The 13,367-nt window shown below is 64.8% G+C and carries 10 protein-coding genes; 3 read left to right on the top strand and 7 right to left on the bottom strand.

Going from position 1 to position 13,367, the window contains the following annotated elements; all coding sequences use genetic code 11:
• Positions 1-45 precede the first annotated feature (45 nt).
• Complete coding sequence (locus FJV80_RS16365) at positions 46-2,445, bottom strand: hypothetical protein (RefSeq protein WP_142876935.1); 2,400 nt, start codon at positions 2,443-2,445, stop codon at positions 46-48.
• 476 nt (positions 2,446-2,921) lie between these two features.
• On the opposite strand from FJV80_RS16365, the gene FJV80_RS16360 reads away from it, so the two are divergent.
• Positions 2,922-3,770 (top strand): response regulator transcription factor, encoded by an 849-nt coding sequence (locus FJV80_RS16360; protein ID WP_142876934.1) that lies wholly within the window; start codon positions 2,922-2,924, stop codon positions 3,768-3,770.
• 48 nt (positions 3,771-3,818) lie between these two features.
• Here the strand turns inward: FJV80_RS16360 and FJV80_RS16355 are convergent, their stop codons facing one another.
• From FJV80_RS16355 to FJV80_RS16330, 6 genes are all read right to left on the bottom strand, one after another.
• Positions 3,819-5,309 (bottom strand): efflux transporter outer membrane subunit, encoded by a 1,491-nt coding sequence (locus FJV80_RS16355; protein WP_142876933.1) that lies wholly within the window; start codon positions 5,307-5,309, stop codon positions 3,819-3,821.
• An 11-nt stretch (positions 5,310-5,320) separates the two neighbouring features.
• On the bottom strand, positions 5,321-8,464 hold the full coding sequence (locus tag FJV80_RS16350; RefSeq protein WP_142876932.1) for an efflux RND transporter permease subunit: 3,144 nt from the start codon (positions 8,462-8,464) through the stop codon (positions 5,321-5,323).
• Between the two features lie 3 nt (positions 8,465-8,467).
• On the bottom strand, positions 8,468-9,763 hold the full coding sequence (locus FJV80_RS16345; protein WP_095775155.1) for an efflux RND transporter periplasmic adaptor subunit: 1,296 nt from the start codon (positions 9,761-9,763) through the stop codon (positions 8,468-8,470).
• On the bottom strand, positions 9,747-10,133 hold the full coding sequence (locus FJV80_RS16340) for a hypothetical protein (RefSeq protein ID WP_142876931.1): 387 nt from the start codon (positions 10,131-10,133) through the stop codon (positions 9,747-9,749). The genes FJV80_RS16345 and FJV80_RS16340 overlap by 17 nt, the downstream gene beginning before the upstream one ends.
• On the bottom strand, positions 10,114-10,326 hold the full coding sequence (locus FJV80_RS16335) for a hypothetical protein (RefSeq protein ID WP_095789336.1): 213 nt from the start codon (positions 10,324-10,326) through the stop codon (positions 10,114-10,116). Before FJV80_RS16335 ends, FJV80_RS16340 begins: the two co-directional genes overlap by 20 nt.
• Positions 10,327-10,458: 132 nt before the next feature.
• A complete protein-coding gene (locus tag FJV80_RS16330; protein ID WP_142876930.1) occupies positions 10,459-11,079 on the bottom strand; it encodes a hypothetical protein in 621 nt (206 codons plus the stop codon).
• Between the two features lie 224 nt (positions 11,080-11,303).
• On the opposite strand from FJV80_RS16330, the gene FJV80_RS16325 reads away from it, so the two are divergent.
• Complete coding sequence (locus FJV80_RS16325) at positions 11,304-12,041, top strand: response regulator (RefSeq protein WP_142876929.1); 738 nt, start codon at positions 11,304-11,306, stop codon at positions 12,039-12,041.
• Positions 12,038-13,279 carry an ATP-binding protein gene (locus tag FJV80_RS16320; protein ID WP_142876928.1) on the top strand — a complete coding sequence of 414 codons (1,242 nt, stop codon included), beginning with the start codon at positions 12,038-12,040 and terminating at the stop codon, positions 13,277-13,279. The genes FJV80_RS16325 and FJV80_RS16320 overlap by 4 nt, the downstream gene beginning before the upstream one ends.
• Positions 13,280-13,367 lie beyond the last annotated feature (88 nt).

The following is a 13,367-nucleotide window of genomic DNA, read 5'->3' as shown; positions in this document are numbered from 1 at the left end:
GCGGCGCCGCGGCTAAGGCACCCGGCCGGAAGGCCGGGGCCTGCCTCAGGCGACGCCCGTCAGGCCCCCAACGTCATGCAGCGTGAGCCAGAATTGATCGAGCGTATTGGGATGCTCGTCGACGATGTTGGTCCCATCGAACCAGGCGACATGGCCCCCCGGCCCGGATGTCACCAATTGCCCCTGGTTGAACCACATCAGCGCGTTCTTCAGGCCCTCGCCGTCGGCTTCCTTGCCGCCATTCCAGTCTGCGATGCCAGAGCTTGGATCGGTGACGTCGACATATTTGGTCCAGGCATCCGAGCTGGTCTTGACGGCACTGCCCGCCAGCGCCGTACCGGCGGCGTTGGTGTCGATTTTGCCGTCATGGTTTGTGTCGAGATTGACCAGACCGGCCCATGCCCCCTCACCCTTCAGCCACATCACCGCCTCGCTGATCAGGTCGTTGGGCTGGGCGACGTGGTTGTCGATGTTGAGCTGGGTGGCGATCGCCTGCTGCAGCATGATGGTGCGCGCGTCACCGCCAGTCGAGCTCGATTCGATGGAGGCGGCCAGGGAGTTCGAGATCAGCAGGGTGTGTTCGCCGGCGTCGACAGCGCCGTTGCCATTGCTGTCGCCGAGCAGCAGGTTGCCGTCGTGGCGCGGGTTGATGTCCAGGCCCCAGATGACGCCACTGTTGAAAGCGCTTTTGGTGGGATTGCTCTCGTGGCCCGTGACGCCATCCCACGCATCGGTGTGGCTGCCCCAGAAACCTTGCGTCAGCGCCTTGTTCGAGAAGCCCTCGTAGTCGCTGCTGTCGGTGGCGGTCGGCGTGCGCGGATGTCCGGCCGTGTCGACATACGCATCGGTGGTGGCCGTTGCAGTGTTCACGTAATCGCCAAGCTGCGCGATGCCGGTGGCCTTGTAATGCCAGGTCTCGCCGATGTCGAATACGCCGTCGACGTTGGTATCGCCAATGTTATGGCTGAGATCGCCCCCGAGGATCGCGGTGATTGTGACGCCCTTGTCGTCGGTGACGGCTGGATTGGCGAGCGCGACATTGCCGTCATTCGTTACATCGTAGGTCCAGGTAACCGGCTTGCCCTGGAGGATGTCGAGGCCGTGGTCGACGCCATTGGTCTTCTTGTCGAGCGTTATATGCGGGTTGGCGCCGGTATAGCCGGAATCGTCGGTGGCCGTGTCGGTCCGGGTGTGGAGGGCATCGTCGGTGAAGGAGCCGGAGGCGGTGCCGGTGTTGCTGTAAGGGCCGGTTATGGAAGTACCGCTTGCCGAGAACTTCCAGACCTCGCCGATGTCGAGCATGTTGTTGTCGTTGACGTCGCCGATGTTGGTGACATGGCCGTTGCCGGTCACCGCGACCGGCGTCACGCCGCCGTCGCTGTCGCTGACCGTGACATCGGACAGGGCGACGTTGCCGCCATTGGTTACCGTGTATTCCCACGAGATCGGTTCGCCGGTCAGGATGGTCAGATTGTCGCCCTTTTCCGCACCGTCGACCGTCACCTTGTCGATGACGATCTGCGGATCGGCGCCGAAATAGCTGGAGCCATCGTCGTCGGTGACTGAAACAGCACCTGCCAAAGCGGAAACGTGACCGATATTGGCATAGTCGCCGGTAATGGCCGTACCGCTGCCGGTGAAGCTCCAGGTCTCGGTGGTGTCGAGCAGATTGTTGTGATTGACGTCGCCGACGTTGAAACCGCCGCTGAGAACCGGCGCCACGACCACACCCTGGTCGTCGGTGACGGCGACGTTCGACAAGGCGACATTGCCTGTATTGCTCACGGTGTACTGCCAACTGATCGCATCGCCGGTGAGCACGGTCAGGCCGTCGCCCGCTGCCGCTCCGTCGATCGTGACCTTGTCGATGCCAATTCCGGGCGTGTCGGTGCCGGTGCCGGGTGTCGTAAGGGTGCGCCACTCCTCGAAGCCGCCATTGGAACCTGAGAAGCTCGAAAACAGCGTCACATAGGATCCAGGTGAGACACCGGCCGCCGTGAAGTCGCTGACCGGGACCAGCACTCGATAGTCGTCCGTTCCCGAACCATGGTTGGAATCGATCAGCAGCTGATCGGGACCCAGATGGAAGACGGAGGTGAACCCGGCAAAGCCTGCATTGTAGTCGGCAAGGGTCGCTCCGGCATTGGAGATGTAGATGTCCAGGCCGGTCAGCGTGATGTCGCCGTTTGCCGCGCTGTTGCTTTCGTTGAGGTCCAGCCGAAACTCGATATATTGGATGCCGTTGACAGTGATCGACTGCATGTTGCTGTATTGCAGGTCGTGGGTGAAGGACGCCTTGTTGTCGAGGACGTTGCCGTTCTGGTCGGTGTTGAAGCCCTCCTCGACACCCGTCGCCTGCAGCCGCAGGAACGAATCGTAGTTACCGGTTCCCGAACCTTCGGTCGTTGCCTCGAGAAGGACACCCGAGCCCAGATCTATTGCCATTGTTGTTTCCTCCACAGTGTCGTCCGGTCAGCGCTCATGTCGCGACCGTCTATCCAGGTTGACTGCAAGCTCCGAGCGCCCGGCTCCCGCGGAACGCGGCATTCCGACGAGCGATCGTTTCGTGAAAAGAAGGGGACGCATTTGGACAAAGTTCTGGAGCGGCGGCGAAGTCTGAACTCGCCTCGCCAGCCATCGCTGGACGACGGAACACAGGTGCCGTCTTGCTGCTTGCCACGCTCACGCCCCATAGCCCAGGCTCGCCCGATCGACGCCGACCGCCAGAACCTTAATATTCCCCTAACCATATTTCGCAGGTTGCAATGAGCACGTCCATATAACCGCGGTTATAGGCGCAAATGAAAATTCAACATCGTTAAATAGCATCGTTATTTCAGTAAAAACCACGACGTTAGCCGAACTGTATAAAACTATTTCCGTGTTTTACTCTCAAATACGAGATGAGTTGATTAAAGTCCATGATCTCATCAAATCACGAACTGGCAATGACGCACCGGAACTGCTCTGTTTTCAATCCGGCACCACGCACCTTGGTGCCGGAAGCGTATCGACATCAATTAGTAGTTGCTAATTCTTATCGGAGGCGCGATGCTGCTGCCGGGGTGGGTTATCGCATGGGGTGTGCGAGCCGGATGGGGTTGGAGCGTATGGTCACCACTGTGTTCATTGTCGACGACCATCCGCTGCTCCTGCACGGCCTGGAAAACCTGATTGCCCGCGACCCCGGCTATAGGGTTGTCGGCTCGGCGCTGGACGGCAGGAGCGCTGTGACCAGGATCAGGCAGGACTTGCCCGACATCGCGGTGATCGATCTGAACATGCCGGGGTTCAGCGGGCTCGACGTCGCCGTAGAACTCGGCAAGGAAACGCCGGCCACGCGCTGTGTGATGTTGACAGCTGGCGCGTCACAAGGCCAGCTTTACGATGTGGTCATGGCCGGCGTCGCCGGGATCGTGCTGAAGGAGTCCGCCGTCGGCACGCTGCTGAGATGCATCGACCAGGTCGCCGCCGGCGGTCACTGGTTGCCTGCCGAAATTATCGGCGAAGCCCTTGAGATTGAGGCCTCCCGCCGGATCAAATGGCAGAAGCTGTCGTCACGGCTGACCAGACGGGAATTGGAGATTGCCCGGCTCGTTGCCACGGACAAGCCATACGAGCGGATCGCGCTCGATATCGGCATCTCGAAAGGCACGCTGAAAATCCATATGAACAACATCTATCGCAAGTTGGAGGTCGCCTCGCGTGCCCAGCTTTTGCAACTGGCCGCCGGCCAGACCGGACTGAACGCCCGCATCGGAAGCGAATGAGGCCGCCATCGCAAATGCCGCGCAGCCCCCATGGCAGGCGCAAACCTGTCACTGCGCCGTCACCTTGGCCAGCCTTGGCCCGGTCTTGATGTCGACGATCTCGGGTTTCGTGCTGTCGATCACACCATCCCAGCCGCCGCCGAGCGCCTTGTTGAGGGCGATGTAGTTGGTCGCCAACAGCACGCGGCTTTGCAGCAGCGAGTCTTCCGCCGAGTAGAGCGAGCGCTGGGCGTCGAGCACGTCGAGCAGGCTGGTCTCGCCGGCCTTGTAGAGTGTGCCTTCGAGATTTGCCGCCTCGCCATAGGATTTCGCCGACGCGGCAAGCTTGCTGATCCGGATGCGCTCCTGTGCCATCAGCACCAGCGCATTCTCGACATCCTCCAGCGCGGTCAGCACCGAGGACCGGTAGGCGATGAAATACTGGTCGCGCTGCGCCCGGGCGACGTCGGCGGCCGCCTGCAACTGGCCGGCATTGAACAGCGGTACGCTGATCGTCGGCCCAAAGGACCAGCCGATCGACGAGTTCTTGCCGAGGTCGCCGAGATTGAGCGCCGCCGTGCTGATGTTCCCGGTCAGGCTGACCGAGGGATAGCGTGCCGCCTCGGCCTGGCCGACCTTGGCGGTGTATTGCGCGTATTGCCGCTCGGCCATGCGCACATCCGGGCGCGACAAAAGGATGTCGGCGGGAATGCCCGTCGGCATCGGCAGGCGCGGCGACGGGATCGGCCCGCCCAGCTTCAGCCGCACGCTGAGTGCGGCCGGCGGCCGGCCGGTGAGCACCGACAGGCGATGCACCGCCTCGGCATAGCTTGCCTCCAGCGTCGGCACCGCGGCCTCGGTGCTGGCCGCCTGCCCCATCGCCTTGGCGACGTCGGCGGCCGTCGCCGACCCTGCCAGGGCCATGGTGCGGGTGAGTTCGGCGGTCTGCCGCTGCGAAACGGCCGAGCGCCGGGCGAGCGCTATGCGGGCCTGGTAGCCGCGCGCCTGGGCGTAGTAGGACGCGACATCGCCGACCATGGTCAGAAGCGTCGAGCGCAATTCCTCTTGCGCGGCGTCGACGCCGTAGCGCGCCGCCTCGACGCCCCTGCGGTTGGCGCCGAACAGGTCGAGTTCCCAGCTGGCGTCGAAACCGGCCTGATATTCGCTGTAGATGGAATTGCTCCCCGATGTGGTCTCGGATGACTGGTTGCGCGTGACGGAACCGGAGCCGTCCAGCGACGGCAGCAACGTGCCGGCGCTTTGGCGATAGCTGGCGCGCGCCTCGCGGATCTTGGCCTTGGCGGTGGCGACGTCGAGATTGCCGGCGACCGCTTCCTCCACAAGCGTGTTGAGCTGCGGATCGCGCAGGCGCTGCCACCATTGCGACAGCTGCGCCGGCTGGACGGATTTCGTCGGTTTCTCGCCGCTCCAGTTTGCCGGCATCGGCAAGATGGGCGTGCGATAGTCGGGGCCGACGACGCATCCGGTGAGCAGAACAGCCGTGATCATGGGCACAATGAGCCGCCCCGCGGCCACCGGGCCACGTTCAAAACCTGTCATGGGAAGTTTCCTTATTGCTGGTTGGCTGTCGCCGGCTTCTCGCCCGTATCTTGTCTAGCCGCCCTGCCCTGGAAGATGCGCCGCACGGTGACGAACAGCAGCGGCACCAGGAAGACGCCGATCACCGTTGCCGCGATCATGCCGCCCATCACGCCGATGCCGACCGAGTTCTGCGCCCCCGAACCGGCGCCGCTGGCGATGGCGAGCGGCGTGACGCCGAGGATGAAGGCCAGTGACGTCATCAGGATCGGCCGCAATCGTTGTCGCGCCGCCTCCAGCGTCGCCTCGACCAGCCCCATGTCGGCCGCCTGCCGCTCTATGGCGAACTCGACGATCAGGATGGCGTTCTTGGAAGCCAGCCCGATCGTGGTCAGCAGGCCGACCTTGAAATAGACGTCGTTGGTCTGGCCGAACAGCGTTGCCGCCGCGAGCGCGCCGAAAATGCCGATCGGCACAGACAGCATGACCGCGAACGGGATCGACCAGCTCTCGTAGAGTGCCGCCAGGCACAGGAACACGACCAGGGCCGAGATCGCATAGAGCGACAGCGCCTGGTTGCCCGAAAGCCGCTCCTGATGCGACAGCCCGGTCCATTCGTGGGAATATCCGGGCGGCAGCTGCGCCACCAGCCTATCGATCTCGTCCATCGCCGCACCTGAGCTCACGCCCGCGGCCGCCGCACCCTGGATCTCGACCGCCGCCGAGCCATTGTAGCGTTCCAGCCTGGGTGAACCGAATGTCCAGTGGCTGGAGGCGAAGGCCGAGAACGGCACCATGGCGCCGCTGGCATTGCGCACCTGCCATTTGTCCAAATCCTGCGGCTGCATGCGGAAATTCGGATCCGACTGCAGATAGACCGGCTTGACGCGTCCGCGATCGATGAAATCGTTGACATAGTCGCTGCCCCAGGCGGTCGACAGCGTGTTGTTGATATCGGCAAGGCTGACGCCGAGCGCGCTGGCTTTTTCCTGGTCGATGTCGACCGAGAATTGCGGCTGGTCCTCCTGGCCGTTGGGGCGCGTGTTGGCGAGCACCTTGCTCTGGCCGGCCAGGGCCAGAAGCTGGTTGCGCGTCTGGATCAGCGCGTCATGGCCGGCGCCATTGACGTCCTGCAGGTAGAAGTCGAAGCCGTTGGTATTGCCAAAGCCCTGGATGGCGGGCGGCGCGAGCGCGAAGACCTGCGCGTCCCTGATCTTGGAGAAAGCCCCCATGGCGCGGCCGGCGATCGCCTGCGCGGCGGAAGCCGGCGATTTGCGCTGGCTGAAATCCTTCAGCCGCACGAAACCGATGCCGACATTCTGCCCGGCGCCACCAAAGCCGAAGCCCGACGCGGTGAAGACACCTTCGACCGCATCCTTCTCGTCCTTGAGATAGTGCTCGGTCACCTGTGCCAGCACGCGCTCGGTGCGGTCCTGCGTCGCGCCGACCGGCAATTGCACGCTGGTGATCAGGATGCCCTGGTCTTCTTCCGGCAGGAACGAGCTCGGCAGCCTGGAAAACATCCAGCCCATGGCAATGACGATGGCGAGGAAGACGGCCAGGAAGCGCCACGACCGGTTGATGATACCGTGCGAGCCATCGCGATAGGCTGTCGTGCCGCGGTCGAAGACGCGGTTGAACCAGCCGAACGGACCGGTCTGCGTCGCATGGTCCTTGGGCCGTCGCAGGATCGTGGCGCACAGAGCCGGCGTCAGCACCAGTGCGACCAGCACGGACAGCACCATGGCCGAGACAATGGTCACCGAGAACTGCCGGTAGATGATGCCGGTCGAGCCGCCGAAGAAGGCCATCGGCACGAACACCGCCGACAGCACGGTGGCGATGCCGACCAGCGCGCCGGTGATCTCGTTCATCGATTTTCGCGTCGCCTCTTTCGGCGAAAGGTCTTCCTCCTGCATGACGCGTTCGACATTCTCGACCACGACGATGGCATCGTCGACCAGCAGGCCGATGGCCAGCACCATGGCAAACATCGTCAGCGTGTTGACCGAATAACCGAACAGCGACAGCACGCCGAACGTGCCGAGCAGCACCACCGGCACGGCGATGGTCGGGATGATCGTCGCCCGCAAATTCTGCAGGAAGACGAACATCACCAGGAACACCAGCACGATCGCCTCGGCCAGCGTCTTGACCACCTCCTCGATCGACAGCCGCACGAAGGGCGAGGTGTCGTAGGGGTAGACGACCTCGACGCCTTGCGGGAAGGTCGAGCTCAGCCGGTTGATCGTCGTGCGTACCGCCTCCGCGGTGCTGATGGCGTTGGCGCCGGTCGCCAGATTGACCGCGAGACCCGCCGCCGGCTTGCCGTTGTAATTGGCCTGCGTCGTGTAGCTTTCAGCACCGAGCTCAACGGTGGCGACGTCGTTGAGGCGCACCAGCGAGCCGTCCGTCTGGCTCTTCAGGATGATGTTGCGGAACTGCTCGGCGGTCTGCAGCCGGCTCTTGGCGGTCACCGTTGCATTGAGCTGCTGGCCCTTGCGCGCCGGCAGGCCGCCGAGCTGGCCGGCCGAGACCTGCGTGTTCTGCGCTTCGATCGCCGAGGCCACGTCGCTCGGCATCAGCGCGTATTTGGCGAGCTTGTCCGGATCGAGCCAGATGCGCATGGCATAGCCCGAGCCGAAAAGCTGCGTCGAGCCGACGCCTTCGACGCGCTTCAGCGTGTCGTTGATGGTGCTGTCGACATAGTCGGCGAGATCGGTCGAATTCATCTTGCCGTCGCTTGAGACGAAGCCGATGACCATCAGGAAGCCGGTGGAGGATTTCGAGACCGTGATGCCGTTGCTCTGCACCACCTGCGGCAGCTGCGACTGCACCAGCTGCAGCTTGTTCTGCGTCTGCACCTGGGCGGTGTCGGGATCGGCCGCACTGGTGAAGGTCAGCGTGATCGAGGCCGAGCCGGTCGAGGTCGAGGTGGCCGTCATGTAGTCGAGATTGTCGATGCCGGTCATGCCTTGCTCGATAACCTTGGTCACCGAGTTTTCGACCGTTTGCGCATCGGCTCCGGGATAGCTGGCGCTGATGCTGACCGTTGTCGGCGCGATCTGCGGGTACTGCGAGATCGGCAGCGTGGTAAGCGCGAGCAGGCCGCCCAGCATGATCACTATGGCGATCACCCAGGCGAAGATCGGCCGGTTGATGAAGAATGCTGACATCGCTCAGTTCCCGGCCGAGGCGGCGCCTTGCGCCGGTTTCTGGCCACTATCGGCAACATTGGAGGTGGAAGGTGCGGTCGAAGAGGTCTGCGCCCGGTCCTTCACCTCGCCGGTCGTCTCGTCGATCGTCACCTCAACGCCGCTGGCATCGCCGCCTGGGCGCACCAGCTGCAGCCCTTCGACGATGACACGGTCGCCGTCGCCAATGCCCGAATCCACCAGCCAGTTGTTGCCGACGCTGTTGCGCACGGCCAGGACGCGCGTCTCGACCTTCCCTTGCGCGTTGATGACCATGGCGGTCGCCTCGCCCTTGGTGTTGCGGGTAACGGCGCGCTGCGGCACCAGGAAACTGTTCTGGGCGACACCCTCCTCGACCAGCGCGCGCACATACATGCCCGGCAGAAGCAGACGGTCAGGATTGGGGAACTCGGCCCTGAGCGCAAAGGTGCCGGTGGTCTGGTCGACATTGGCGCCGGCGAATTCCAGCTTGCCGGTCTGCCGATAGATGGTGCCGTTCTCAAGCTTCAGCTTGACGCTGACATTAGGGCCGCTGAACTTCAGCCGCCCTTCTGAAATCGCCTTGCGCAGGTTGAGCAGATTGGTGCTCGACTGGGTGACGTCGACATTGATCGGATCGAGCGAGCGGATGGTGGTCAGCACGGTTTCCTGGTTAGTGGTCACCAGCGCGCCCGGCGTCAGCGTCGATTTGTCGATGCGGCCGGCGATCGGCGCGGTGATCGAGGTGCGGTCGAGGCTGATGCGCGCCGTTTCCGCACTGGCCTTGGCCGAGGCGACATCCGCCTGAGCCTGCGCCAGCGTGGCGGCGGCATCGTCATAATCCTGTTTGGAAACAACGTTCTGCTTCAAAAGGCCGGCATAACGGTCGAACTTGGCTTGCGCCGTCGGCACCGCCGCTTCGGCTTTTTGCTGTGCCGCGACCGCGCTGTCATAAGATGCCTTGTAGCTGGCCGGATCGATGAGGTAGAGCGGCTGCCCCGCCACAACTTCGGCGCCCTCCTTGAACAGGCGCTGCCGGATGATGCCGTCCACCTGCGGGCGCACCTCGGCAACCAGCGAGGCCGCGGTGCGCCCCGGCAGTTCGGCCGTGATCGCCACCGATTGCGGATGCAGCGTGACGACGCCGACTTCCGGCTTGCCGACACCGCCCATGCCGGCCGGGGCCTTGCCCTGCTCCTGCGAGCAGGCTGCCAGGAGAACCGTGGCGGCAAGCACTGCTGCCCAGGGCGCGAGCCGGCGCTGCTTGGCCGGCAAAGAAGGCTGACTAGTCTTGACGCGCATGGTCTGAAACTTTCCCTGGGGTTGCGGTCGCCTCGGCATCGGATCGCTCGGCCGGGAGCGAACCCGGACGCCGGCCAAAACGGGCAAGACCGGGCGCGGTCGACGAAACCTGAGAGCCGACAGAGGCGATCAATATCGTGACAACGGGCTGCGCCCGCTTGCGGGCGACGTCGAGTGAAGCTTCGAAGCGGCTCATGTCGCGCGCCTTCTGCGTGGCCAGGCGACAAGCAAGGCCAAGTTCCTGGCCACAATGCCCACTGGCGCCAGCATGCCGACCGACGCGGACAAGCCAAGCGGCATGCCGGCGAGGAGCCTGAAAACGCGCGGCACTGCCCTGGACCGTGGCCACTTCATGCAATTCGGCGGTCATGATGTCCGTGGCTAATGGGTTGCCGCGAAGCCGGCAGCGACAAGCGCCAGGCGGCAAAATGCAGGCGCACCGCGCCCTTCAGCGTATCGGCCGGCAGCGCCGCCGGCGTGGCGGCATGACGGGCGCGCTGGCCGAGCGAGAGCCTCGGGCTCATCGATGCGATCAGCCGCAGCATCATCATGGCTTCCCACATTGCCGTGCTTCCATTGCGTGAATTGGTAGGTGAATTGAACGGTGGGATGGCGGAACATGCCGCCATCCCACGAGACCGGCCGGCCCGGGGACGGGTTGGGCGCCGGGCCGGCCGGGCAGCCGGTCGAAGTTGTCAGCCGTTCCCGGGCTGGGATGGCGGAAGCTGTCCGCCCTGGTCGGGCGGACCTCCAGCTCCGGCTGCGTCATCCGGCGGACCGCCCCAGGGACCGGGGGGTGGTCCGTGGGGGCGCTCCGCCGAAGCGAGGATTTCGAGCTGTTCGGGCGAGAGCTTGGTGCGCAGCGCGGCGATCGCGTCCTTCAGCTTGGCGGCCGAGGCCGCACGCGCCGTGACCTCGTCCGCCAGCCTCTCCTGGAAGGCGAAAGGATCAGGCTTTCCAGCCGGACCCGCATCGTGACCCTTGGCCTCGGGGTCGCCAGGGACTGGACCATCGGGGCCGCCAGCACCCCCAGGACCGCGATCATGCCTCGGCGGCGCAAGCACGGCCTGCAGCGCGCTGGTGTAGTTGCGCCAGGCGTCGAGTTGCTCACCGCGGATACCGACGCGCGTCTCCAGCGCCGCCAGCCGGGCGGCCAGCATGAATTCCGGCGGTGGTCCCATGCGGTGCGGGCCCCAACCCTGAGGACCAGGCCGCGGCGGCTCGCCGGGCGCGACGCCCGGATCGGGCTGTGCCGCCAGCACGGGGTGGATTGCGGCGACGGAAAACAGGCCGAGCGCAAGAAGTCTGCTTCGCATGACGGTGTTCCTTTCTCTCATGCATCGGACGGCCATGAGGATAGGAAGCCTGTTTGTCCGCTTCGCGTCGGCATGTTGCCGAAGGTTTCCGCAAAGCGGCAATTTGTTTCCGAATGTTTCCCGCCCCCGGCCAGAAACATTGCGTTGCAATTTTCCATGCCGCTGGCGCACGCTCTCCCTATAATCACCGTCGAGCCCCTATCATCACGGGCAAGGGCACGATCATGCAATCACAACCCCATATCCTGGCCCATATCCTGGTCGTCGACGACGACCGCGAGATCCGCACGCTGCTCGGCCGCTATCTCGACGGCCAAGGCTTTCGCGTCTCGGTGGCGGCGGACCGGCGCGAATGCGAGCAGAAGCTGGGCGCCGGCCAGTTCGACCTCGTCGTGCTCGACGTCATGCTGCCGGATGGGTCGGGACTGGACATCTGCCGCACCTTGCGCGACCGCAAGCCGCATATCCCCGTCATTCTGCTGACGGCGCTGAAGGAAGATGTCGACCGCATCATCGGCCTTGAGCTCGGCGCCGACGATTATCTCGGCAAGCCCTTCAATCCGCGCGAGCTCACCGCCCGCATCCGCGCCGTGCTGCGGCGCGCCGCGCCCGAGGAGGCGCCGGCGCCGCGCCCCCGTATCTACCGCTTCGCCAGCTACCGGCTGGAACCCGACACCCGCAAGGTGACGGATCGGCGGGGCGAGCTCATCGACCTCACCGGCGCCGAGTTCGACCTGTTGCAGGTGTTCCTCGACCGCCCCGGCCGGCTGCTGTCGCGCGACCAGCTGCTTGACCTCACGCAGGGCCGCGAGCGCGACCCGCTCGAACGCTCGGTCGACGTGCTGATGAGCCGGCTGCGCCGCAAATTCGCCGACACCGGCGATGGGCCGCTGTTCAAGACCGTGCGCAATGGCGGGTACCAGCTCACCGCGCGCGTCGAGACGGTGGAGACGCCGGCGTGAACTCGCTGCGCCGCCGCCTCATCCTGTTGCTTGTCGCCTCGATCGTCGGCGTCGTCGGCCTGGCGACGGCCGCCGTCATCAGCGTGCGCGGCGGCGGGCCGCCGCCCGAACTCGTCGTGCCCTGGGTTGCCCAGCAGATGGAACTCGTGGTGCGCCTGCTGCCGGGGCCTATCCCCGATGTGCTGCAGGTCCAATTCACCGACCATCCGGCCGGCGGCAGGATCGCCCGCGCGGAGACCGCGATGCTCACCGACATCCTGCGCCGCCGCGGCTTCAACTTGCTGGCTTTCGTCAGCGAAAGGATTGGTGGACCCGGCCAGATCGCATCGGTGCAGTTGCTCGACAATCGCTGGGCGATCGTCGAGGTGCCCCATCTCCAGCCGCCGGGGCGCGAATGGCTGATCCTGGCAGGCTGGATCTCGCTGATCGTGGCCGGCGCCACGGCCGTCTCGGTCTATTTCACCTCGGTGCTGATCCGGCCGCTGGAGATGCTGGAGGCGGCCGTCTCCAAGATCGGTAGCGACGGCGTGCTGGCAGCGGTGCCGGAAGTGGGGTCGGCCGAGGTCAAGGCGACGGCGCATGCGCTGAACCAGCTGTCGTCGCGGCTGAAGGTGGCCATGGAAAGCCGCATGCGGCTGGTGGCCGCCGCCGGCCATGACCTGCGCACGCCGATGACGCGCATGCGGCTGCGCGCCGAATTCCTCGACGAAGACCGAGACAAGTGGCTTCACGACCTCGATGAGCTCGACCGCATCGCCGACAGCGCCATCCGCCTGGTGCGCGAGGAGGTGAATCAGGACGCCGTCGAGCCACTGGACCTGGAAAAGATGGTGCGCGACATCGAAGCCGAGATGGTCTCGCTCGGCCATGCCGTCTCGATCGGCCCTCTGGACAAGGTCTCGGTGCGCGCCGGAGCGCTCGGCCTGCGCCGCGCGCTGCGCAATCTGATCGTCAACGCCGCCACCCACGGCAAGGCCTGCACCGTCGCGCTCGCCGCCACCGACAGGCGCGCCGTGCTGACCATTTCCGACAACGGCCCGGGCATCCCGCCCGACCTGATCAACAAGGCCTTCGAGCCCTTCTTCCGCGTCGACCCCGGCCGCCAGCAATTCATCCCCGGCGCGGGGCTCGGCCTGGCCATCGCCAAGGAGATCATCGAGCGTTACGGCGGAACGGTGACTCTGGAGAACCGCAAGGGTGGCGGTTTGACGCAGACGGTGGTGTTTGCGGCGGTGTGAGGCGCCGGCAAGCCACGGTCTCTTTGCCGTGTGAAAGGCCTTTGCAACACCCTGCGGCTTGGCCGAATGCCTGTCCTTTGAGGGAAGC

Source organism: Mesorhizobium sp. WSM4310, from assembly GCF_007003935.1.
GTDB lineage: Bacteria > Pseudomonadota > Alphaproteobacteria > Rhizobiales > Rhizobiaceae > Mesorhizobium.
The sequence above is the reverse complement of the archived record's forward strand: the minus strand, read 5'-3'. Positions and strand labels throughout refer to the sequence as shown.

What these genes read in the sequence shown, in the direction of transcription:
- FJV80_RS16360 (WP_142876934.1), top strand. Translation starts at nt 2,922, where the DNA reads ATGATCTCATCAAATCACGAACTGGCAATGACGCACCGGAACTGCTCT.
- FJV80_RS16345 (WP_095775155.1), bottom strand. Translation starts at nt 9,763, where the DNA reads ATGCGCGTCAAGACTAGTCAGCCTTCTTTGCCGGCCAAGCAGCGCCGG.
- FJV80_RS16365 (WP_142876935.1), bottom strand. Translation starts at nt 2,445, where the DNA reads ATGGCAATAGATCTGGGCTCGGGTGTCCTTCTCGAGGCAACGACCGAA.
- FJV80_RS16340 (WP_142876931.1), bottom strand. Translation starts at nt 10,133, where the DNA reads ATGACCGCCGAATTGCATGAAGTGGCCACGGTCCAGGGCAGTGCCGCG.
- FJV80_RS16325 (WP_142876929.1), top strand. Translation starts at nt 11,304, where the DNA reads ATGCAATCACAACCCCATATCCTGGCCCATATCCTGGTCGTCGACGAC.
- FJV80_RS16350 (WP_142876932.1), bottom strand. Translation starts at nt 8,464, where the DNA reads ATGTCAGCATTCTTCATCAACCGGCCGATCTTCGCCTGGGTGATCGCC.
- FJV80_RS16330 (WP_142876930.1), bottom strand. Translation starts at nt 11,079, where the DNA reads ATGCGAAGCAGACTTCTTGCGCTCGGCCTGTTTTCCGTCGCCGCAATC.
- FJV80_RS16355 (WP_142876933.1), bottom strand. Translation starts at nt 5,309, where the DNA reads ATGACAGGTTTTGAACGTGGCCCGGTGGCCGCGGGGCGGCTCATTGTG.
- FJV80_RS16335 (WP_095789336.1), bottom strand. Translation starts at nt 10,326, where the DNA reads ATGTGGGAAGCCATGATGATGCTGCGGCTGATCGCATCGATGAGCCCG.